We start from the raw sequence: 20,759 nt of genomic DNA on the forward strand, positions 1-20,759 counted from the left end.
ATCACAGCGGACATCCTTTCGCGCGCAGAATTGCATTGAAGCGCTCGGGATCGGCGCTGCCCTGCCGGTTCGTTTCGCGGATGCGCGCTTCGCGCTGCTCATGCTCCCGCACGCGCGGCAGCAGCGAAGCCAGCTGCGCCACGGGAATGCTGATCACTCCATCGGCATCGGCGACAATCAGGTCGCCCGGATTCACCACCAGTCCGGCGCACTGGATAGTGACGTTGATTTCGCCCGGCCCCTCTTTACTCGGACCGCGCAGCGTATTGCCGCGCGCCCAGAGCGCGACGCCGCCCTCGGCCCACTCGTTCACATCGCGGATGGCGCCATCAATCACAAAACCGGCGATTTTTTTGGTCAGGGCGGAGGTGCGCATCAGGCCGCCGATCAGCGCCTGGGTCAGATCGCCCGCGCCGTCGATCACCAGTACGTCGCCAGGCTGCGCCATCTCTATCGCCTTATGGATCATCAGGTTGTCGCCGGGTCGTACTTTTACCGTCAGCGCCGGGCCGCACAGCACCAGCGCGGGATCGTTATGCCAAGGCAGCAGGCCCAGCGCGCCGCAGGAGCGGCCCATGCAGTCGCCGATGTTGGGCACCGGCAAGCGGCGAAAGGCGTCGATAGTGTCAGCGTCAGGCAGACGATCGCGTTGCCCAATAAAGTAGCCGGCAGGCCAGGTCGCAGATGGGGTCATGAGGGCTCCTTAAGTACCGCGCGGTTAACACAGGTCAGCGGATTCACCGGCAGACCCTTGAGAAAATCGAGACACTGGCGGGCAGCGAAACTGGCGACCTTATCCAGCGCTTCCGGCGTAGCGCCGCCGATATGCGGCGTTATCGTCAGGTTTTTCAGGGCGCGAAAAGGGTGATTGCCTGGCAGCGGCTCCGTCGCCACGGTATCCAGGCCGGCGGCGAAAAGCTGACCGCTGCGCAGCGCCTCATCCAGTGCCGCTTCGTCAATCAGCTCGCCGCGCGAGGTGTTGATCACCAGCGCGCCCGCGGGAAGCAGCGCAAGCGTGCGGCCGTTGAGCATCTGACGCGTGGCCGCGTTAACGGGGCAATGCAGGCTCAGCACGTCGCTTTGCGCCAGCAGCGCGTCGAGCGACGCCAACTGCTCGCCAGCAGTAATCGCCTGCGGGTCGCGCAGTGCGGGATCGTAAAAGCGCACCCGCATGCCCATGGCCCGTGCCATGCGCGCGACGCGCTGGCCGATCTCCCCCATCCCTACCAGCCCCAGCGTTTTACCGCTCAGCTCCATGCTGCTGTCGTTGCGCGTCCAGCGGCCTTCGGCAATCTCCTGCTGCTGCCAGCTGATGCGGCGCGCGGCGTTAAGCATCAGCCCCAGCGTCAGCTCGGCGACTGATTGCGCGTTAGTGCCGGGCGTGGTGAGCACCGGGATGCCAAATGATGTCGCCGCCTCGACGTCGATATTGGTGACACCGACGCCATGCTTGCAGATCACTTTTAGCGTTGGGCAGGCGGCGATAGCCGCGCGGCTTAGGGTTACGGTGCGCGAAATCACCGCGTCAAACGGAATCTGTGCCATCAGCGCCTCGACTTCCGCCGCATCCTGGCTGCCGCGCAGGTAGTGGACTTCGCACCCCGCCTCTGCCAGCGCGCGTTCACCTCCGGCGCCCAGCACAGGCGCGGTCATCAGAATGGTCCAGCTCATGTGTTACTCCCTTGTTAATTTTCATCTAGCCTGGCAGGATGGAACGATAAAAAGTATTCCGCTTTTTTTATTAATTGATTCCTGAGAGGAATGAATGGAGCTAAAAGATCTCAGTTACCTGCTGGTGGTGCGCGAAACGGCACACCTGGGCAACGCCGCGCAAGCCCTTGGGATCACGCAGCCTGCGCTGACAAAGTGCATTCAGCGGCTGGAAAAATCGTGCGCTACGCGGCTGATTTTGAGGGTGGGACGCGGCATCAAACTGACCGAGGCGGGATTGCTACTTTGTGAACGCGCTCAAAAAGTGCTGCACCTGATGCAGGTCACCCGGCAGGATTTAAACGCGCTGGGATCCGGGGCAGCGGGCGTGATACGCCTGGGCGTGGCCGCCACCGCCGCCGAATTTATGCTGCCGCACCTGACGCGCGAGCTGTTGCAGCGCGCGCCGACGGTGGTGCTCGAGGTGCAGGTCGGGTTGAACGATCTGCTGCAGTCGCGACTGCGTGAGAACAGGCTCGACCTGATTCTGGGATTCCTGCCCGAAGAAAATCATGAGCTTGCCACCCGACCGCTGACGGAAGATCCGGTGGTGGTAGCGGCCAGCAGCTTTCATCCGCTGGCTGGCGTGCATCCTACGCCAGCGCAGCTGGACCAGTTTCAGTGGCTGCTGCCGTCGCCGCAGGTCGCCACGCGACAGTGGCTTGAACAGCGTCTGCGCAGCGGCGGATATGCCCCGCCGCGCGTGCAGATGGAGAGCAATACGCTGTCGCCGCTGCGCCAGGTGCTGGCCCAGACCCAGTTGTTGAGTTTTCTCTCGCGCCGACTGTTGCATGAAGATATGACACAGCACGCGCTGGTTGAAATTCCCCTGCCGCTGGTGATGATGCCACGCACCTTTGGCTGGCAGTTCCGCTCCCTGAGCGAACTAACCCCCGCGGCGCGCCTGCTGGTGGATTTGGCGGAAAAACGCTGGCAGTGGTAATCGCTTTTACCGTGCGGTAAATATCGCTACCGCACGAAAAGTCAAAAAAAGATTTTATTACGCAGCCTATCTTAAAAATAAGACATCTAACCCGACTTAATAAAAAAAATGCGCAACGTTAAAAACGGCATATGGGCGCTGTCGCGCCTGTTTGCGGTCGGACTCTTTTTTATTTCCGGCCTGGATAAAATAATTCATTATGATGAGAATATAATTCTTATACGTGAACATCACGTATCCGGCTATTTTCCCCCCTGGGTTATTTTACTGGAGGTGGCGGGAAGCACGGCGATAACATTTGGATTTCTGACGCGTTTTACCTGTGTTTTCATGGTGGCACTTTCGCTGTCGTCAGGCTTTCTGTTTTATCCCGGCTATTCGCATGTGCATCTTATGGTCTGGTTGAAAAACATCTCCTACTGTGCGGGATTTTTACTTTTATTTATTCATGGCGCAGGAAAATGGAGTCTGGATAACTGGCTAAAAATATATTTCAAAAATAATAAGCGCATCTCAATTTAAAAAAAATGTTATTTCCTTTTCCTTACCCGTACCCGGAGTAAAAATGAACAGGCGTCACTTTCTGCGTCTGATGCTCGCATCAGGCATCATCATTAGCGTGCCCATTACTGGCTCGCTGGCCACCGCCGCCGAACCAGAGAACCGCTTTCACCGTGTCAGCCAGGCGCTAACCGGACGCCAGCAGCTGGATCCGACCATCAGTCAGCGTTTGTACGCGCTGTTAACGCGCCAGAACCCGCTGTTTCCCCAGCGTCTGGCGCAGCTGGCCGAACACCTTAGCCGCAGCGAGGCTCGCGCACCTGAGGCGCTGCTGGCGTCGCTGTCCGAAGAGGAGGTCAACACCGCGCTGGCCATCATTACCCCCTGGTACCTTGGCTATACCGGCAATCCCGCCACCACGCGCGCTACTGACGACGCGCACTTTGTCAGTTTTCTCTCCGCCCTGATGTACGAGCCCACCGCCGACCTTACGCCGCGCCCCTCCTACTCGCAGCGCGGCAGCGACTACTGGCAGGCGGTACCGGATGGCGTCAGCGCGCCACAGATGCCGGCAACGATTCACGCCTGGGGAAAGGCGTCGCCGCGCGCGGCATCTGGCATCGCGCAGCCGCAACCGGCCTGGCTGGCAATGGTGGAAGGACGCGCCAGAACCTATGCGGAGGCCTTGCGCCTCACCGACGGCACTGGAGATGGCTCATGACGCACTATGACGCCGACGTAGTGATTATCGGATCGGGCGCCCTGGGAGCAAATGCGGCATATCAGCTGGCGAAAGCGGGCAAGTCGGTCATCATGTTGGAGGCCGGACCCTATATTCCGCGCTGGAAAGTGGTCGACAACTATCGCAACAGTCCCAGTAAACGCAACTGGTGCGCACCCTATCCTAATTTGCCCTGGGCGCCGAACAGCTACAGCGACGGCTATATTGAGACGCAGGGCGATGACGATTTCCACTATGTCACCAGCTTTCTCAAGGTGGCTGGCGGCAGCACGCGTCACTGGGCGTCCGCCTGCTGGCGGCTGCTGCCCAACGACTTCAAACTGAAAAGCGTTTACGGCGTCGGGCGTGACTGGCCGATTGCCTATGACGATCTGGAACCCTGGTATCTGCGCGCGGAGCGCGAGGTGGGCGTGGTCGGCACCGCAGAGGAAGATCAGAGCGGTCAGGGACGCGACGCCTGGCCGCCGCGCTCCGCGCCCTATCCCTTGCCGCCGGAGGCGAAGCCCTACATGGTGCAGCGCATGCAGGCGAAGCTCGGACCGTTAGGCTACCAGGTGATCCATGAGCCGCACGCGCGCGTTTCTCGCCCTTATGACGGCCGTCCCGCCTGCGCCGGCAACAATAACTGTGAACCTGTTTGCCCTATCGGGGCGATGTACTCAGGGGATATGCACGTTGATAAAGCGGTGGCGCTGGGGGTCGATCTGCGCACCGAGTCGGTCGCCTGGAAGCTGGAGAAGGGGCCGAAAAACCACATCGTCGCGGTGCACTATCGCAAACCTGACGGCCGCGACGTGCGCCTGAGCGCAAAGGCGTTCGTGGTGGCGGCGCATGGGCTGGAATCTCCGAAGCTGCTGCTGATGTCTGATGTGGCAAACAGTTCCGATCAGGTCGGACGCAACCTGATGGATCACACCGGACTGAGCATGACTTTTCTTGCCGACGAACCGCTCTGGACTGGACGCGGCTCGGTGCAGCACGGCAGCATCGCCACCCGACGTGATGAACCCACCCGCGCGCAACACTCCGCTATCCGCTACGCGCTGCGCAATCTGGTGCCGAATAGCGATGTGACACCCGCGCTGCTCAGGCAGGGGCTGGTGGGACGCGAGCTGGACGCGGCGATACGCGACCGCGCCTCGCGCATTATGAATATCAGCACCATGAGCGAAACCCTGCCCAGCCCCACGAACCGGGTCACTCCTCACCCAACGCGGCGCGACGGGGCTGGCCTGCCGACCCTGCAGGTTAACTATCAGCTGGACAGCTATGTCCGCGGCATGCGACCGCAGGCCTACCGCGACTTCGCTAATTTCCTGATGGCGTTTAATGGCGAGATGGTGGAGGCGCCCACCGGCTGGCGCAATCAGTATCACATCATGGGCACCACGATAATGGGCGACGATTCGCGCGACTCGGTGGTCGATGCGCACTGCCGCAGCTGGGATCACGCCAACCTGTTTATCGCCTCTACCGGCGTGATGCCCACCTCCGCCACCGTAAATCCCACCCTGACGGGCATCGCGCTGGCGCTCCGTCTGGCCGATACGCTGATTCGGGAGCTGTGAACATGCGAACGGCAACCTTTCTCCTGCTGTTTTTACCCGCGCTGGCGCTAGCGCAGCCCGATAGCGCCACTCTGAAGCGCGGCGAATATCTGGCTATCGCAGGCGACTGTTCCGCCTGCCATCGCAACCCGGATAACGGTCATCCCTTTTCCGGCGGCTATCGCATCTCCTCGCCGCTGGGAGACATTATCGCCACCAATATCACACCATCGCGCGTTAACGGCATCGGAAACTACTCTCTGGCGGATTTTCGCCGCGTCATGCGCGAGGGCCGGCGGCGGGATGGTAGCTATCTCTATCCCGCGATGCCCTATACCGCGTTTGCCTCGCTGACCGATGAGGATATCGCGGCGCTGTACGCCTGGTTTATGACGGGCGTGCCCGCCGAAGATCATCAGGTGCCCGCGACGCAGCTCCCTTTCCCTTTCTCCTGGCGCGCGATGATGGCGCTCTGGAACGGCCTGTTCCTGTCACCCCAGCCACTCGCCAGCGGCAGCGCTGAAGCGATCGGCGACGCGCGCGGCGAGTATCTGGTGAAAACGCTGGGACATTGCGGCAGCTGTCACACGCCGCGCAACGTGCTGATGGCGGAGAAAAGCGCGAGCTTCCTGCGCGGCGGAGCCGTCGGCAGCTGGCAGGCACCCGATCTGACTCAGGCGCGCCTTTACGCCTGGTCCGAAACGGAACTGGCGACCTACCTTAAAACCGGCTCGCTGCCGGGCAAAGCCATCGCGGCGGGCGAAATGGCGACCGTAGTGGAAAACTCTTTTTCCCGCCTGACCGACAGCGATTGACGCTCTGTCGCCCGCTATCTGTTGACGCTGGGTCACGCGCCGGCCAGTACGCATGCTGCGCCGACGCCACCTCCGCGCGCTATTGCAGCGTTCGAGACCGGACCGTCCGCGACGCTGCGCGGCGCCATCGGCGGCGAGCAGATGAGCGGCGCGCAGCTTTATAACGCCGCCTGCGCAAGCTGCCACGGCGCGCAGGGCGAAGGCAGCCGTGACGCGCCGCAAACCTTTCCCCGGCTAACCGGCACCTCGGCGGTGCTCAACGCTAATCCCGCCAATCTGATTATGACCGTCGCAGAGGGGGTAGACCGCACCACCGCGTCAGGCCACGCCTTTATGCCGGCATTCTCCAGCCAGATGAGCAGCGCCGAGCTGGCGCGTCTGCTGGACTATGTCTCAACACAGTTCGGCGCGGCCGGACAGCACATTACCGAAGAGCAGGTTAATCACACCCTGCGCCATCCCAGGCATTCGCTCTGGTTGCAGCGCGCGCCGTGGGCAGGAGCAGGCCTGCTGGCACTGCTGATCTGTCTGGGAGTATGGCGATATCGATCTCATAAAAGGAGACTCCATGAAAGCACCTCTCTGTAGCGCACTCTGCGCCCTTGCCGCGTTGTGGACCGCCACAGTTAGCGCCACGCAGACCCAAACTATCTTGAGCGCCGATGATGCACAGCGCATTATTGCGCGTGCGGAGACGCAGGCGCAGTCGCTGAAAGCGCAGGTTTGCATTGCCGTGCTCGATCGAGCCGGACAGCTGCTGGCCTTCAAACGCATGGATAACGCGCCGCCGGGCTGTATTGACTCTTCGATGCAAAAAGGACGCGCGGCGGCGCTGTATCGCACCTCGACCGACAAATATATGGCGCGAGCCAATGGCACAGAGCCAGCGATAGCCACGCTGCCCAATATGGTGCCGCTTGGCGGCGGCGCGACAGTGACAGTTAACGACGAGGTGACGGGCGCGATTGGCGTGAGCGGAACGGCAAATCCGGCAGAAATCGCCATTGCCGACGCGGGCAGCAAAACCCTTCATCAGCCTTAATAACACGCGCGTCAGGCGCTTGAGGCAACAGAAATGACGCGAGGCTGCGAATCTGCTCGCCTTGCGTCAGAATAAGAATGAGAATCCACTTCGAGAAATTAATCTTTTAAAACAGATATTTATTTTGCTGCATGAAAATCAAAAGGCAAAATGTTATAAACTTGATAAGCTAATCAGGCGCAAAGCAATTTTCTCTGCAACCGTGGAGTTGCGCAGGGCGCAACGTCTGCCCGAGACGCAACCGTTCAGGGTAGCGTTTTCGCCTGCGTCCAGATCAAACTAAATAATATGATGGCAATATGAGCAAAAATGACGATGAAAAGCTGGTAGATATTTTGACAGGCGAAGCCGTGATGGCGCTACTGGCGCAGGATTCGCCCGTTTTTGCCGAGCACGTCGTGGCGCAACTTCAGACGATGGCAGCGTCTGAGCGCAATCCCATCCGGCAGCGAGCCTTTCAGCGCGCGATTGCCGAGTTGATCAGCGCAGCAGGCCAGTCAGACCAGAACAGCGCCTTCTTTGGCAACGACGACTGGCCGGAGAGCGAGCCCACTCTTCACTGACAGCTGCCGTTATGACCCGATTTTTTCAGCGACAAAGCGTGCCGCATCACGATAATTTTTTTGCAGCGACGCATCCGCCGTCTGTTCAGCTTGTTGTGTGAGCATCGTGCTCAGCCCCGCCAGCTCAAGCGGCTTTCCCGCTTTCAACAGCAGCGACGCTATCTCTCCGATCGCCGCATGAATTTCGTCTGGATCTTCTGCTTTTTCAGTGCTCACAAGGCCTTTGTCCATGCTGGTCATTATCGTTTTAATCCCTGACAGCTGCGCCTGGGAAATGTCTACATCCGGACGATCAGGGAATCGCCTTTATCAGTTTCTGCCGCAGAGCGGCGACCCGGCTGGTCAGATCGGATAGCTCCTCAAGCGGCGTATCCATAACTGAGATCATATCCGCCGGCACGCCAGCGGCCTCAGATTTCAGCGCGGTTCCCGCTGGCGTCAGCGTAATCAGCACGCGACGCTCGTCATGTCCTACGTCGCGCCGTCTACTGATCAGGCCCGCCTGCTCCAGCCTTTTGAGCAGCTGGCTCAGCGTGCCCGAATCAAGATGGACGCGCGTCCCCAGCTCAGAGACGGTGACATTGTCGGTTTCCCACAGCGCCAGCAGAACCAGATATTGCGGATAGGTCAGCCCTAGCGGCTTCAGACGCGACTGATAGAGCTTGGTCATCGCCAGCGACGCGGAGTAGAGCGCAAAGCAGAGAAACTGATCGACGGTAACAGGCGCGCTGCCTTGCGAAGCGCCGCCGCAGGTTTCTGGTAATTCTACATTCATGGTGTTGCTGCTTATTATCTGATCGAAAGAGAGCGGCACAGCGTCATCCTGTGAGGTCGTGATAATATTGAATCAAATTAAATTGATGTCAACCTACTGGCCGGAGAGAAATCTCTGATTAATCGAAATTCCCTTTTTACGCGGCCAGCGTGAGCTGTTGCAGAGCCTCGCAGGTCCTGCAACAAAGCGAATTAGTTATAGTCGACCCGAACCACCGCCTTCGACTTTTGCGGGTCAAGGTAAGTCAGGCTGACATGGTCCACGCCAGGCAAAACCACATCGCCCTGCGCCACCTGCTGAAGGCCGATTTGCTGCGTATGAACGCCGTTGTTGTCCTGGCAGGCGAAGGTGATGCGGCTGGCGCCTGGGGTTAACTGGCAGGGATCCTGGGCGATCGCGCCGCTAAACGTCAGAGAACCGCCTGACGTCAGGGGCGCGGCGAAAGCGGAATTAAACAGCATAAGAAACGCCAGACCAAGACCAGCACTGACTTTTGCAGCGGACGATGTCATCAACAGGCTCCTCAGAAAAGTTCGTCCGTGAAAGAGATCATGCGATCCGTTATGGCATTGAGTGGCAGAGAGTGACTCTTGTTATCACTGGCACTGTGAGTAACAGTATATTCACGAAGATGAAAAACTGCCGGTGATTTAAGAATGAAGGGATCTGTCGTAAAAGAGACGGCGATGCCTGTCCGGCATCGCCGCCGCGCTTTAGTCGATCAGTTTATCCAGAGAGAGCGGCAGATCGCGAATGCGCTTGCCGGTCGCGTGATAGACGGCGTTGCTGATGGCCGCCGCCATGCCCACAATGCCTAACTCGCCGACCGCTTTGCCGCCCATCAGGGTGGCGTGATGATCCGGCTCGCCGACGTCGATGGTGACGATCTCCGGCACGTCAGCATTCACGGCGATCAGGTAGTCCGCCAGGTTGTTATTGATGACGCGGGCGTTGCGCGGATCGATAACGCCGCCTTCCAGCAGCGCCTGGCCCAGCCCCATCACCATGCCGCCAATCCACTGGCTGCGCGCCAGCTGAGGGTTATAAAGCCGTCCGCTGTCGAAAGCGGAAACCAGCCGTTTAACCCGCACGGTGCCGAAATCCTCGTCGACGCGCACCTCAACGAACTGCGCGCCCCAGCTGTGCGCCGAAAAGGCTTCAGGACGCGTCATCTTCGACATCGAGTGCACCGCCCGATCGCGATCCTCTTCGCTCTCCTCTTCAGAGAAAGTGCCGGAGACCACGGAAAGCGTCAGCGAGTCGTTCAGCTCCACCAGTTTGTCGTAGCGAATGGCGCGATCGGGCTGGTTTTTCACGCATACTGCGCCGTCACGCAGCACCAGCTGCTCGCGATCCGCCTGAAACAGCGGCGAGCCAGGCGATTCGGTCGCCAGGGTAAAGAGTTTCTCGCGCATCGCTTCCGCCGTCTTGTGCACCGCCGCGGTAAGATTGCCCGCCAGCTGCGAGCCGCCTGCTACGCCGGCGCGCGGCAAATCAGTATCGCCCAGCTCGACGCGAATCTGACGCGAAGGAATGTGCAGCACCTCGGCGGCGGTCTGCGCCAGAATGGTATAGGTGCCGGTGCCGATATCCGCCCCGGCGCTCTGCACCACCAGGCTGCCGTCGCTGTGGAAAATCAGCTTCGCTTCGGCGGGCGAGCGGCTGACCGGATAGGTGGCGGTCGCCATGCCCCAGCCAATCAGCTCGCGCCCTTCGCGCATCGAGCGCGGCGCCATGCTGCGCTGGTCCCAGCCAAAGGCTTCAGCGGCGGCGGCGTAGGCCTCTTTCAACCGGCGCGTGCTCCAGGGCGCATTCAGCTGATAGTCATGATCGGCCCAGTTGCGCAGGCGAAATTCCAGCGGATCGATTCCCAGCGCATAGGCCATCTCGTCCATCGCCACTTCCAGTCCGAAGGCGCTCGGGTTCTCGCCCGGCGCGCGCATCCAGCCTGGCGTGACGGTGTTGATCGCCGCCACGTAGTGACGCGAATAGACGTTCGGCACGGCGTAGAGACGGCCTGTCACTTTATTGGTGCCCTCGGCGAAGGTGTCGATCAGCGAGGTGTCGCTCAGGCCGTCATGGATAATCGCCAGAATTTTGCCGTCGCGCGAGGCGCCCATCTCAAGGTTCTGGATCGTCGCCGGACGACCGCCGAGCCCGGTAAAGGTTTGCGGCCGGGTTAAAGAGACTTTAACCGGCCGTCCCAGCGCGCGCGAAGCGACGCAGGCAAGCGCCACATGAGTATAGGGCACCGGCTTAGAGCCGAAACCGCCGCCTACGTAGGGGGAGATGATGCGCACCTGGTCAACCTCGATGCCCAGCCATTCGGCGATTTCGGTCTGCGCGCCCATCACCCACTGACTCGGTTCCCAGACCGTCATACGCTCATTCTGCCAGGAGGCGACGCAGGCGTGCGGCTCCATCGGCATGTTGTATTCGCGCGGCGTCGCGTAACGCCCTTTGATTTTTACTTCCGCCTGCGCCATCGCCTGATGGGCATCGCCGAGATCGATGTTGGTGCCGCTGCTCTCTTTACGCGCGGCGCGCGGATCGTCCGGGTAAACCAGCGCCGGCTCCGTCTCATACTCCACTTCCACCAGAGTGGCTGCCCAGGTGGCCTGCTCGAAGGTCTCCGCCACCACCAGGCCGATATTCTGGCCGTTATGGATAATCTTATTGTTCTGAATCGGCGTATAGGTGGACTGCGCCGCGCCGCCGTCGGCGATGGCGGTCGGCTTATTGATTTTCAGGCTGTTGAGGTGGGTGTAAACCGCCAGCACGCCCGGCGCCTGACGCGCCTTTTCGGTATCCATGCGGGTAATGCGTCCGCTGGCAACGGTGGACTGGATCACCACGCCGTACGCCGCGTTTTCCGGCTGATGCTCAACCGCATAGCGCGCTTCGCCAGTCACCTTAACGACGCCGTCGCCGCGCTCGCGCTTTTCACCCAGCGCCTGATAACTCTTTTCTGCCGTATCCATTGTTAATCCTCTCTGTTCGGCCTGTTAAGCCATGCCGCCCGCTTTCATCAACGCGCGTGCGATGGCGCGCGGCGCCAGCAGTTTCTTGTGCTGGTTTTGCGGCAGCAGCTCGGCGTCCTGCACGACCAGCTCGGCGGCGCGGCGCAGGGTTTGCTCGTTGAACGGCTGACCGCGCAGCGCCCCTTCGACGTGCCGCGCGCGCCAGGGTTTCGTCGCCACGCCGCCGACGGCAATGCGCAGATCGCGGATGCGGTCGCCATCAAGCTCGATGCCGACCGCCGCGCTGGCGGCGGCGAACTCATAGGAGCTGCGATCGCGCACTTTCAGATAGTGGGACTGGCGCAGCGCCGGCGTTAACGGCAGTTCCACCGCTACGATCATCTCGTCCGGCCCCAGATCGTGCTCCAGATGCGGCGTATCGCCCGGCAGCAGGTAGAATTCATCGATGGGAATGCGGCGTTCGCGCTGGGCGGCGTTGCGTACGATGACGACCGCCTCGAAGGCGGTCAGCGCCACCGCCAGGTCGCCGGGATAAACCGCGATGCAGCTTTCGCTGGTGCCCAGAATGGCGTGGTTGCCGTTGACGCCGCCGCGCGCGGCGCAGCCGGATCCCGGCTGGCGTTTATTGCAGGCTGAAAAGGTATGGGGATCGCGGAAATAGACGCAGCGGGTGCGCTGCAGCAGATTGCCGCCTATCGACGCCATGTTGCGCAGCTGCGGCGACGCCGCCTGCCACAGGCTGTCATAAATCGCGGGCGCGTTCTGCTGGCATTCAGGATGATTCTCAACCTCGCTCATACGCGCCAGCGCGCCGATGCGCAGCGTATCCGCCGTAAAGGCAATTTCGCGCATCTCCGCAAGCTGGTTGATGTCAATGAGCGCGGCGGGCTGTTCGACGTCGCATTTCATCAGATCGATCTGGGTGGTGCCGCCTGCCAGAAAGCGGCTGTCCGCGCGCTGCTTCTGCCGCAGCGCGTCATCGGCATCGCTGACGCCGACGTAGTCGAATGGGTTCATGTCGCCTCCTTGCTAAGGTCGGCGGCCGCCTGCTGGATCGCCTCGACGATATTGGGATAGGCGCCGCAGCGGCAAAGATTGCCGCTCATATATTCACGGATTTCGTCCGCCGAGCCGGCATGCCCCTCGTCGATACAGGCCACGGCCGACATAATCTGCCCTGGGGTGCAGTAGCCGCACTGAAAGGCGTCGTGTTCCAGAAAGCGCGCCTGCACCGGATGCAGGGTGCCGTCGGCCTGCGCCAGGCCTTCGATGGTGGTGACCGACTGGCCGTTAGCCTGGGCCGCCAGCGTCAGGCAGCTCAGCACGCGTTTTCCATTGATGAGCACCGTACAAGCGCCGCACTGTCCCTGATCGCATCCTTTTTTGGTACCGGTAAGCGTCAGGTGCTCGCGCAGCGCGTCAAGCAGGGTGACGCGGGGATCCACCCGCATCGTATGCGGTTGCCCGTTGATCGCCAGCTGCAGTTGTAGATTTTCAGACATAGCTCGTTTCCAGTATTTAACGGGGTTTAAAATGGCGTGTTATGCACGTTATGAGGAAGTCTATTGTGGTGTGCAATCCGTTAAGTCTAGACGGCTAAGCGAAAGCGGGGTTGCCTGTTTCTGGAAATCTGTTGCCTGATTGTCCAGATAGCGATTCAAGGGGATTAAGGCTGGTCATAAAAAAGGAACCGGCCGCGGCGGCGGGTTCCCTGCTGGCGGTACGTTCCGAGACGTCAGGCGATCTCCACGATGGCGTACTCACGGGCAATCGCCACAGTTTCCCGCCCCCACGCCGAGGCTTGGGTTCTGGCCTGATGCATATCGAAGGTTTGCTGGCTGGTGAACCGCTCTTCTACCGACCAGATAAGCGGATCCGCTGTCTCCTTCACTTCGAAGCTAAGGCATCCTGATTCTTCTTTTGTCAGCCGGATGTGCTCGAGAAGATAACGGCGCACCAGCGCCGTCTCTTCCGTGTTTTTACAAATCAATCGGCCGGTAAGCTTAATCATCGTGTTCCCTTCAGTTGCGTCACGTTGCGACTTTTTTACTACGAAAACGTGACGCTGCGCCATCCCGGCGCTCTGTTCAGGGGGCGAATACCGCGCGCACGCAGCCATCTTCTTTATGCTTGAACATCTCATAGCCGCGCGGCGCCTCTTCCAGCGAGAAGCGATGCGTCGCCATAAAGGCGGGATTAAGCTCGTTCTTCGCCACGTGATCCAGCAGCCGATGCATATAGCGCTGGCCGTGCTGCTGCGCGGTGCGGATCGTCAGGCTTTTGTTGATCATCAGCCCCAGCGGGAATTTGTCCATCACGCCGTATACCCCCAGAATCGCGATATTGCCGCCTTTGCGGCAAGCGTAAAGCGCCTGACGCAGCGCGGCGCCGACGTCGGTTTCCAGATGCAGCAGCTGTTTGGTTTTATCATAAACCTGGCTGAGCCCTTCGCCGCGCGCCTCCATGCCGACAGCGTCGATACAGCTGTCCGGGCCGCGACCGCCGGTCAGCTCCAGCAGCGCCTCGTTGATATCGACCTGGGTATAATCGAGCGCTATGCTGCCGGCATAGTCACGCGCCATCGCCAGCCGCTCCGGGTAGCGGTCGATGCCGATAACCTGATGCGCGCCCATTAGCCACGCGCTTTGCTGCGCCATCAGGCCTACGCCGCCGCAGCCCCACACCACAACGGTGTCGCCGGGATGAATATTGCAAAAATCCGCGCCCATGTAGCCTGTCGGCGCCGCGTCGGAGAGAAACAGCGCCTGCTCGTCGCTTACTCCTTCCGGCACGACAAAGCAGTCGTTGTCAGCGAAGGGCACGCGGACATATTCGGCGTGCGAGCCAGCGTAGCCGCCAAAGGCGTGGCTATAGGCGTAAATGCCGCCGGTCGGGTGGCCCAGCACCGTTTCACCCTTCTCCCACTGCGGATTAGTGTTGTCGCAGCAGGAGGGCAGCTGATGCTGGCAGTACCAGCAGGAGCCGCAGGAGATAAACGAGGGCACCACGACGCGATCGCCACGGCGAATATTTTTCACCGCGCTGCCGACTTCGACCACCTCGCCCATAAATTCATGCCCGAGAATATCGCCCTCGCGCATGCTGGGGATCAGGCCGTCGATGACGTGGAGATCGGAGCCGCAGGTGGTCGTTAAACGAACGCGGATAATCGCATCATGGGGATTGAGCAGGCCGGGATCGGCCACCGTTTCAACGCTGAGATCGTTTACGCCGTTCCAGCAAAGTGCGCGCATCTATTTCTCCTTATCCTGACGGTCGGCATGGCGGCCAGCGGGCTGGCCGTCAAGGGTTGGGATTTCGCCGGTTTCGGCCAGACTTTTAAAGCGGTGCAGTGCTTTGCTGACAATCTCTTTAGGCAGGAGATCGAAAAAGGTCGTGACCTTTTTGCCCAGCGCACCGCCCGGCGGCGTAAAGCGCAGCGTCAGCGCCAGTTCGGTTCCCCACTCGCCGGGCGCCGGGCGCAGCAGCAGCTCGCCCTCGTTGGGGATGTCCGCGCCCTCCAGCGACTGCCAGGCGATGATGTCGCCCGGCTGCGCCTCGACGATGCGGCTCTCCCATGAGTAATGTTTGCCGAGCGGCCCGTCGACCTGCCACTGCGCGTCGCTTTTGTTAAGGGGCGTCACGGTGGCGAAATGGCTCATGATGCGCGGTAAGGTATCGGGTGCCAGCCAGAGCGCAAACAGCTCTTCAGCGGGACGTCCAACGGTTATCCAGCGCCGCAATACGAGCACATCGGCCGCGGCTTCAGGTTGTAATTTTTTGGCCAAAGGATCCTCCCGTAAGGCGCAATCAGGCGATGAACATAATTTGAGTTAAGTTCAGAGGATCGGATATTGCGAGCGTAACCGCAGATAGAGAGGGGCGCACGAGGGGGTGAAAAAAAACCGGGAACTTTCCCCGGCCCATGTTATTGCTGGCTGTTTTGCCAGTGACGCTCGCAGTGTTCGCGGGCTTCCGCGGGTAAATCTCGCAGCTCCGGCAGGCTGTCGCCAGAGCCGTAGTCCATGGCGACGGCCACCTCTTTTTGCTCATCTCTGGCTGCGAAGGTGAGCTTCTCGTCCAGTTTTTCCCAGTCGCCGTCGTGCTGGCGGTAAATCAGCGCATAGGTCGGCGTTTTTTCGTCGTCGCCGTAAATTTCATATTTCTGCTCTGGGGCATCATCAGGGCCGAACTGCAGCGTTTCGATCAGGGTTGCATCAGTCATCTTGCTCTCCTCCGTGGGTAAGCAGTAAGGGTAGTTCATAGATAAAGAGGTGGCAGACCTGACTCAGTTGCGTATTCTGACCTGCTAAGCCGATCACGTCTGAAATGAGGTAAAGCGTTATGTCCCAAAAGAGAGCAACGCTAACTGGCCTGCTGGCCATTGTGCTGTGGAGCACAATTGTCGGCCTGATTAAAAGCGTCAGCGAGAGCTTTGGGCCGATCGGCGGCGCGGCGCTGATCTACAGCTTTAGCGCCGCGCTACTGCTCTTTACCGTCGGCTTTCCCAGCGTGCGCACCTTTCCGCGGCGCTATCTGCTCGTCGGCAGCCTGTTATTTGTCAGTTACGAAATTTGCCTGTCACTGTCGCTCGGCTTTACCAACAGCGGCCGTCAGGCGATTGAGGTCGGTATGGTGAATTATCTCTGGCCAGGCATGACGATTGTGCTGGCGGCGCTCGTTAACCGGCAAAAAACCAGCCCGCTGATTATTCCCGGCCTGCTGCTGGCCGTCGCGGGGATCTGCCGCGTGCTGGGCGGCGAGCACGCTTTCTCAATGAGCGAGATCGGCAATAACATTATGGACAACCCGCTCAGCTATGGGCTGGCATTTTGTGGCGCAGCGATCTGGGCGGTTTACTGCGTGGTGACAAAAAAGATTGCGAACGGCAGCAACGGCATTACGCTATTTTTTATCCTGACTGCACTGACCCTGTGGGTGAAATTTCTGCTGTCGCCGCAGCCAGCATTAGCTGTTTCGCCGCAGGCGCTGCTCAGCCTGGCGCTGGCCGCAATGGCGATGGGATTTGGCTATGCCGCATGGAATACTGGCATTCTGCACGGCAACGTTAACCTGCTGGCTGCGGTCTCCTACTTTATTCCGATCCTCTCCTCGGTACTGGCGGCATTTCTGCTGCATTCGCACCTGACGTTATCATTCTGGCAAGGGGCCGCAATGGTTAGCCTAGGGTCGCTGCTTTGCTGGTGGTCCACCCGCACGCCATCAGGCAACAAAGTTGCGCGCGAGCTCCCATAAAGGCGAAGATACATCCCCAGACCGCACGCCAGCCGCGCGGTCTGGGTAGAAAAAGGTAAGTACATCTCAGCAAAAATGTGTAACTAGTTAAATTACAAAAGCCAGCGATCTATTATTTTATGTCTCTTCTCATAATGTAATGGTTGCGTAAAACGCTGGCGACATAGCACTAGGTGATTTTTCGATAAAATGGCATTATTGTTGTTATTGTTCCTTTCAGTAACTATTGAAATTTAATGCAAATATATGATTCATCCAGAAAAGTCAGCTCTATTAAGTTCGCTTGGGGTCTGGCTGGCATCCTTTTCATAATGTTTGTTACTTACAAAATTCAGGCGAAAGCCATTTTGCAAACGGCCGAGTGCCTTTATCACAAAAGTCCTGACAGCTATACAGACTGGTTAACACATATTGCGCAGTTCGTTTACAGGATAATTTTTAAAACCTGCGATCACGATTATCGTTAACATTTCTGGCACAGCAACAGATTAATGAAAAAGAAAACGCAACAACGTGTGACATTTAATAAGGAAGAGCCACACCAGAAACCCGGCCGAGCAGTAAAGAAATAAAAACAGAATTAAGCCTGCCAGTTTGTCAGGGAATCGCATTAGCATCCTTTCCAGCTTCATCAAAAGACGTTAATAAAAATGATAGATTTCATTAACACCTCATTTGACATATCATGCTTTAATCAGACCTCATTATCAGACTGGAACCATAAATCCCTCTTCAACATTTAATCTTGCCTGCCCCTTCTTCTTTCTCCCCTTTCTGGAATGCGATCGTAATCAAATAGTGTGATGTCCCACCGGCGCGGCCGCCGCTGATTAAAGCAGACCTGGATAAATGCAATAGCGCAAGTGGCTTACGAGAAAGATGTTGAAGCAGGGTTTATTATCAACGAAATAAAGTGGTCGCTATTGTGACTACGCGCCATAACTCATGAAACGTTTGATTAATGTAACTCCCCTTGCTTGCGCCCTTTACCGGGCGTTTTTTTCATTTATGGGCTATGCGAATAAATAAATGCACCGCATAACAAAAACGTTATCGCTTGTTGATATTCGATTCAATGCCGGGATATTTTGATAACCTCATACAGGCTTCCTCTTTATGCTCACAAACTGGGCGTTTCATTGCTAATTATTAGCAGCGCTCCTCCAGAGGAGCGCTTTCTTTTTTTCTCTTCCCGCCCTAACGATTAGCTATCGTTCTCAATCTTTTTCCACCTGGCTTCTTGGCAGATCGCAGCCGGCAAGTCGAAGGCAGCGTCAGGCGCTGCGAACGGCCTTAAGCGTGTGCGCTTTGCGCGCCTTCACTCGCCAGACGACCCACAGCAGTAAAAACCAGAACGGCATGGCGCAAAGCGCGGCCAGCGTATCCGGATCGAAGACCATAATCACCACCGAGAAGGCGAAAAACAGCAAGCTAATCCAGCTCATCACGATGCCCGCAGGCATTTTAAACTGCGACTGCGCATGCAGTTCCGGACGCTGCTTACGGTAGGCCAGATAGGCCACCAGGATCATGCCCCAGCTGTAGATCACCAGTATCGCCGCAAGCGTGGAAACGATGGTAAACAGCGTCATCACGTTCGGCACCAGAAACAGCAGCAGCGTGCCGCTCAGCATGCAGAAGCAGGAGAAAAACAGGCTGCGCACGGGAATGCGCGTGCTCTTCGACAGAATGCGAAACTGCCAGTGCGCATGCTTTTCTACCGACAGGCCGTAGAGCATGCGGGTGCTGGAATACACGCCGCTGTTGGCGGAGGACATAGCAGAGGTGAGCGCTACAAAGTTGATAATCGCGGCGGCGGCAGGCAGCCCCGCTTTGGCAAACAGGGTAACGAACGGGCTGACGTCGGGAGAGATCGCCGCCCAAGAGGTGACGGCGATAATCACCACCATCGAGAGCATATAGAAAATGATGATGCGCAGCGGAATGGCATTGATCGCTTTCGGCAGAATTTTCTCCGGCTCGCGCGTTTCGGCGGTCATGGTGCCGAGCAGCTCAACGCCGGTATAGGAAAAGATGGCGATCTGAAAACCCGCGAGAAAGCCCGTCACGCCATGCGGCAAAAACACAGCCGGATCAGACAGATGCTGCAATGAAGCCCGCACGCCGTCGGGCGAGGTCCAGCCGGTGGCAACCATCCACAGGCCGGTAAAGATCAGGGCGACAATGGTGATGACTTTGATTAAGGCAAACCAGAACTCCGCCTCGCCGAACATCTTGACTGACAACAGGTTAAACAAACAGAGAATGCCCAGCGTGATGAGTGCCGGTATCCAGGCGGACATTTCAGGAAACCAGTACTGCATATAGCCGCCGCAGACCACCACGTCGGCGATACAGGTCACCACCCAGCTCAGCCAGTAGGACCATCCCAGATAAAAGCTGGCTTTGGGGCCCAGATAATCGGCGACGAAGTCGGCGAAGGAGCGATAGTCGAGCTTCGATAACAGCACCTCGCCCATTGCGCGCATCACCATATACATAAAGAAGCCCACCAGAGCGTAGATGATAAGAATCGAGGTGCCCGCCACGGCGATATTCTTGCCGGCACCCATAAACAGCCCAGTGCCGATGGCGCCGCCCAGCGCGATCATCTGGATATGGCGCTCGCTCAGCCCACGCTCGAGCTGCGGCGAAGAGGTGGAGCTGGCCGACGGCCCGTGCGGTTCTTTTTCAGTCATGGCAATTCCTTCTGAGTTGCGGAGAGCAGCCCGGCCCCAGCAGGCCCGAGCAGAAAGTCAGCGCGACCCTGATGGTCATCGTTCTTTTTTCAGCGCGGGAAGTCACAGATGCTTCTCAGCCACAGGATCTGCACGAGCTCGTCCTGCGACTGGTAGAGGTAAACTGCGCGTTAAAAGCCGGGCATCCTGTATTTATACGACGACATGTTTATTTCTCCTTTCGGAATAGGCGGAATAGCGTGATGATCCGCAGAGGAACTCGCGCCAGTAATATAGCGGCACAGTCAAATCGCGTAATAAATATATTTATCGCGTGGTATTATTCGCGTTAAATAGAGATAACAATGTTTAATCGGGTAGTTTCTGATTAATTAAGGCATTCCATCTGTTTCATTGGGATTCATACTGGCCGCCGTCTGTAACAAAGTCAACACAAGCAAGACTCATTCTATTCACTTTTTGACCTCTTTCAAAGTTCTGAAAAAATTGATAAAAACGCATTCTATGCAACACTACCGCATATATAATGCATACTTATGCAGTACATGCGGGTTGTAAAAGATGCGTAATTATTCATATGTAGTCACCTTAAATCGGCCTGTGGAATTGGCTTACGCGGTCACCGTCGAAACAGCGTCAACGAATTAACCACAGTTTTACTGCCGTCAGGAAAATAAGGCCTAGATTATTGTCTTCATGGATTATCTGACCATATTTCTTTAGCCGAAAATTTATATCAATATCAAGATAATGAATACCTAATGCATGAATTGGGTAAGCACAATCACAGATGTGATACAAGAAAAACAGTCTATTGCGGTGGTTCACTGCGACAGGCCGCAGCTTTTTTATTTCCGATAGCGAAATAGTCTGCCTGTTTGCTCAAGCCGGGCGCATGTCGCGGGGTCGAGATTCACCGTTCGACGCTAAACAATGCATGCTGCAACCACCCGGAGGCGCTAAGCGTCTGCTTATTGCAGTACCGTAACATTACATGGTTTGCTGACATATAAAGGATCAACAGCGAGACGTACTGGTAAATGCAAAAAAATTCGAGCTTTGCCACATATGAGGATGAAATTAAAGGACTACACATGAAAACGCTTTACTTTCGATGAGTAATTGAGAGCGCCAATGGATAGCCCAGCTTTGAAGCTGACAATATGCTGCGTCAAAAGTGGGCTC

Annotated in this window: 22 protein-coding genes; 9 read left to right on the plus strand and 13 right to left on the minus strand. The window is 58.0% G+C overall.

Translation table 11 applies throughout. The annotated features are described in order from the left end of the window. Position 1: 1 nt before the first annotated feature. Both MHZ89_RS21295 and MHZ89_RS21300 read right to left on the minus strand, forming a co-directional pair. Positions 2-694 carry an RraA family protein gene (locus tag MHZ89_RS21295; RefSeq protein ID WP_033755715.1) on the minus strand — a complete coding sequence of 231 codons (693 nt, stop codon included), beginning with the start codon at positions 692-694 and terminating at the stop codon, positions 2-4. Next, positions 691-1,671: a hydroxyacid dehydrogenase gene (locus MHZ89_RS21300; RefSeq protein ID WP_096073967.1), complete on the minus strand. Its 981-nt coding sequence runs from the start codon at positions 1,669-1,671 to the stop codon at positions 691-693. Before MHZ89_RS21300 ends, MHZ89_RS21295 begins: the two co-directional genes overlap by 4 nt. A gap of 94 nt (positions 1,672-1,765) precedes the next feature. Here MHZ89_RS21300 and MHZ89_RS21305 point away from each other — a divergent pair, with 94 nt between their 5' ends. The 8 genes from MHZ89_RS21305 to MHZ89_RS21340 all read left to right on the plus strand — a co-directional run bounded on the left by MHZ89_RS21305 (position 1,766) and on the right by MHZ89_RS21340 (position 7,863). After that, positions 1,766-2,653: a LysR family transcriptional regulator gene (locus tag MHZ89_RS21305; RefSeq protein WP_033755712.1), complete on the plus strand. Its 888-nt coding sequence runs from the start codon at positions 1,766-1,768 to the stop codon at positions 2,651-2,653. A 108-nt stretch (positions 2,654-2,761) separates the two neighbouring features. After that, on the plus strand, positions 2,762-3,175 hold the full coding sequence (locus MHZ89_RS21310) for a DoxX family protein (RefSeq protein WP_033755710.1): 414 nt from the start codon (positions 2,762-2,764) through the stop codon (positions 3,173-3,175). Positions 3,176-3,218: 43 nt separating this feature from the next. Next, complete coding sequence (locus MHZ89_RS21315) at positions 3,219-3,875, plus strand: sugar dehydrogenase complex small subunit (protein WP_051905665.1); 657 nt, start codon at positions 3,219-3,221, stop codon at positions 3,873-3,875. Beyond that, a complete protein-coding gene (locus MHZ89_RS21320) occupies positions 3,872-5,464 on the plus strand; it encodes a GMC family oxidoreductase (RefSeq protein WP_033755708.1) in 1,593 nt (530 codons plus the stop codon). The genes MHZ89_RS21315 and MHZ89_RS21320 overlap by 4 nt, the downstream gene beginning before the upstream one ends. Positions 5,465-5,466: 2 nt before the next feature. Then, positions 5,467-6,258 (plus strand): cytochrome c, encoded by a 792-nt coding sequence (locus MHZ89_RS21325; protein ID WP_311784542.1) that lies wholly within the window; start codon positions 5,467-5,469, stop codon positions 6,256-6,258. 21 nt (positions 6,259-6,279) lie between these two features. After that, on the plus strand, positions 6,280-6,846 hold the full coding sequence (locus tag MHZ89_RS21330) for a cytochrome c (RefSeq protein WP_311784543.1): 567 nt from the start codon (positions 6,280-6,282) through the stop codon (positions 6,844-6,846). Further along, positions 6,827-7,300 carry a heme-binding protein gene (locus MHZ89_RS21335; RefSeq protein ID WP_033755705.1) on the plus strand — a complete coding sequence of 158 codons (474 nt, stop codon included), beginning with the start codon at positions 6,827-6,829 and terminating at the stop codon, positions 7,298-7,300. The genes MHZ89_RS21330 and MHZ89_RS21335 overlap by 20 nt, the downstream gene beginning before the upstream one ends. A 299-nt stretch (positions 7,301-7,599) precedes the next feature. Continuing rightward, a complete protein-coding gene (locus tag MHZ89_RS21340) occupies positions 7,600-7,863 on the plus strand; it encodes a hypothetical protein (RefSeq protein ID WP_051905664.1) in 264 nt (87 codons plus the stop codon). A 9-nt stretch (positions 7,864-7,872) separates the two neighbouring features. Here MHZ89_RS21340 and MHZ89_RS21345 read toward each other — a convergent pair whose 3' ends face one another. The 10 genes from MHZ89_RS21345 to MHZ89_RS21390 all read right to left on the minus strand — a co-directional run bounded on the left by MHZ89_RS21345 (position 7,873) and on the right by MHZ89_RS21390 (position 15,844). Further along, positions 7,873-8,103, minus strand: a complete 231-nt coding sequence (locus MHZ89_RS21345; protein WP_033755703.1) for a hypothetical protein — start codon at positions 8,101-8,103, stop codon at positions 7,873-7,875. A 52-nt stretch (positions 8,104-8,155) separates the two neighbouring features. Continuing rightward, positions 8,156-8,638 carry a MarR family winged helix-turn-helix transcriptional regulator gene (locus MHZ89_RS21350; RefSeq protein WP_033755757.1) on the minus strand — a complete coding sequence of 161 codons (483 nt, stop codon included), beginning with the start codon at positions 8,636-8,638 and terminating at the stop codon, positions 8,156-8,158. Positions 8,639-8,829: 191 nt separating this feature from the next. Then, the gene (locus tag MHZ89_RS21355; RefSeq protein ID WP_127908358.1) at positions 8,830-9,150 is read right to left on the minus strand and encodes a hypothetical protein; all 321 of its coding nucleotides are present in this window, start codon (positions 9,148-9,150) and stop codon (positions 8,830-8,832) included. A 201-nt stretch (positions 9,151-9,351) separates the two neighbouring features. Next, a complete protein-coding gene (locus MHZ89_RS21360; protein ID WP_033755700.1) occupies positions 9,352-11,619 on the minus strand; it encodes a xanthine dehydrogenase family protein molybdopterin-binding subunit in 2,268 nt (755 codons plus the stop codon). A gap of 24 nt (positions 11,620-11,643) precedes the next feature. After that, positions 11,644-12,636 carry a xanthine dehydrogenase family protein subunit M gene (locus tag MHZ89_RS21365; RefSeq protein WP_033755699.1) on the minus strand — a complete coding sequence of 331 codons (993 nt, stop codon included), beginning with the start codon at positions 12,634-12,636 and terminating at the stop codon, positions 11,644-11,646. Further along, positions 12,633-13,121 (minus strand): (2Fe-2S)-binding protein, encoded by a 489-nt coding sequence (locus MHZ89_RS21370; RefSeq protein WP_033755697.1) that lies wholly within the window; start codon positions 13,119-13,121, stop codon positions 12,633-12,635. The genes MHZ89_RS21365 and MHZ89_RS21370 overlap by 4 nt, the downstream gene beginning before the upstream one ends. Before the next feature lie 233 nt (positions 13,122-13,354). After that, positions 13,355-13,630 carry an antibiotic biosynthesis monooxygenase gene (locus MHZ89_RS21375; RefSeq protein ID WP_311784544.1) on the minus strand — a complete coding sequence of 92 codons (276 nt, stop codon included), beginning with the start codon at positions 13,628-13,630 and terminating at the stop codon, positions 13,355-13,357. Positions 13,631-13,706: 76 nt separating this feature from the next. Continuing rightward, positions 13,707-14,873, minus strand: a complete 1,167-nt coding sequence (locus MHZ89_RS21380) for a zinc-dependent alcohol dehydrogenase (RefSeq protein ID WP_033755695.1) — start codon at positions 14,871-14,873, stop codon at positions 13,707-13,709. Continuing rightward, the gene (locus tag MHZ89_RS21385) at positions 14,874-15,407 is read right to left on the minus strand and encodes an SRPBCC family protein (RefSeq protein WP_048782285.1); all 534 of its coding nucleotides are present in this window, start codon (positions 15,405-15,407) and stop codon (positions 14,874-14,876) included. 140 nt (positions 15,408-15,547) lie between these two features. Next, positions 15,548-15,844, minus strand: a complete 297-nt coding sequence (locus MHZ89_RS21390) for a hypothetical protein (protein ID WP_033755693.1) — start codon at positions 15,842-15,844, stop codon at positions 15,548-15,550. Between the two features lie 119 nt (positions 15,845-15,963). On the opposite strand from MHZ89_RS21390, the gene yddG reads away from it, so the two are divergent. Further along, complete coding sequence (gene yddG, locus MHZ89_RS21395; RefSeq protein WP_033755691.1) at positions 15,964-16,875, plus strand: aromatic amino acid DMT transporter YddG; 912 nt, start codon at positions 15,964-15,966, stop codon at positions 16,873-16,875. A 1,274-nt stretch (positions 16,876-18,149) separates the two neighbouring features. Here yddG and MHZ89_RS21400 read toward each other — a convergent pair. Then, positions 18,150-19,574: an amino acid permease gene (locus tag MHZ89_RS21400; RefSeq protein ID WP_033755689.1), complete on the minus strand. Its 1,425-nt coding sequence runs from the start codon at positions 19,572-19,574 to the stop codon at positions 18,150-18,152. Positions 19,575-20,759: the final 1,185 nt, after the last annotated feature.

It is taken from the genome of Pantoea sp. ACRSB, assembly GCF_022346905.1.
GTDB classification, from domain to species: domain Bacteria; phylum Pseudomonadota; class Gammaproteobacteria; order Enterobacterales; family Enterobacteriaceae; genus Pantoea; species Pantoea piersonii.

Coding starts and splice junctions, on each gene's coding strand:
- MHZ89_RS21305 (WP_033755712.1), top strand. CDS start 1,766: ATGGAGCTAAAAGATCTCAGTTACCTGCTGGTGGTGCGCGAAACGGCA.
- MHZ89_RS21365 (WP_033755699.1), bottom strand. CDS start 12,636: ATGAACCCATTCGACTACGTCGGCGTCAGCGATGCCGATGACGCGCTG.
- MHZ89_RS21345 (WP_033755703.1), bottom strand. CDS start 8,103: ATGACCAGCATGGACAAAGGCCTTGTGAGCACTGAAAAAGCAGAAGAT.
- MHZ89_RS21375 (WP_311784544.1), bottom strand. CDS start 13,630: ATGATTAAGCTTACCGGCCGATTGATTTGTAAAAACACGGAAGAGACG.
- MHZ89_RS21370 (WP_033755697.1), bottom strand. CDS start 13,121: ATGTCTGAAAATCTACAACTGCAGCTGGCGATCAACGGGCAACCGCAT.
- MHZ89_RS21400 (WP_033755689.1), bottom strand. CDS start 19,574: ATGACTGAAAAAGAACCGCACGGGCCGTCGGCCAGCTCCACCTCTTCG.
- MHZ89_RS21380 (WP_033755695.1), bottom strand. CDS start 14,873: ATGCGCGCACTTTGCTGGAACGGCGTAAACGATCTCAGCGTTGAAACG.
- MHZ89_RS21310 (WP_033755710.1), top strand. CDS start 2,762: ATGCGCAACGTTAAAAACGGCATATGGGCGCTGTCGCGCCTGTTTGCG.
- MHZ89_RS21360 (WP_033755700.1), bottom strand. CDS start 11,619: ATGGATACGGCAGAAAAGAGTTATCAGGCGCTGGGTGAAAAGCGCGAG.
- MHZ89_RS21355 (WP_127908358.1), bottom strand. CDS start 9,150: ATGACATCGTCCGCTGCAAAAGTCAGTGCTGGTCTTGGTCTGGCGTTT.
- MHZ89_RS21335 (WP_033755705.1), top strand. CDS start 6,827: ATGAAAGCACCTCTCTGTAGCGCACTCTGCGCCCTTGCCGCGTTGTGG.
- MHZ89_RS21350 (WP_033755757.1), bottom strand. CDS start 8,638: ATGAATGTAGAATTACCAGAAACCTGCGGCGGCGCTTCGCAAGGCAGC.
- MHZ89_RS21340 (WP_051905664.1), top strand. CDS start 7,600: ATGAGCAAAAATGACGATGAAAAGCTGGTAGATATTTTGACAGGCGAA.
- yddG (WP_033755691.1), top strand. CDS start 15,964: ATGTCCCAAAAGAGAGCAACGCTAACTGGCCTGCTGGCCATTGTGCTG.
- MHZ89_RS21295 (WP_033755715.1), bottom strand. CDS start 694: ATGACCCCATCTGCGACCTGGCCTGCCGGCTACTTTATTGGGCAACGC.
- MHZ89_RS21325 (WP_311784542.1), top strand. CDS start 5,467: ATGCGAACGGCAACCTTTCTCCTGCTGTTTTTACCCGCGCTGGCGCTA.
- MHZ89_RS21300 (WP_096073967.1), bottom strand. CDS start 1,671: ATGAGCTGGACCATTCTGATGACCGCGCCTGTGCTGGGCGCCGGAGGT.
- MHZ89_RS21315 (WP_051905665.1), top strand. CDS start 3,219: ATGAACAGGCGTCACTTTCTGCGTCTGATGCTCGCATCAGGCATCATC.
- MHZ89_RS21320 (WP_033755708.1), top strand. CDS start 3,872: ATGACGCACTATGACGCCGACGTAGTGATTATCGGATCGGGCGCCCTG.
- MHZ89_RS21390 (WP_033755693.1), bottom strand. CDS start 15,844: ATGACTGATGCAACCCTGATCGAAACGCTGCAGTTCGGCCCTGATGAT.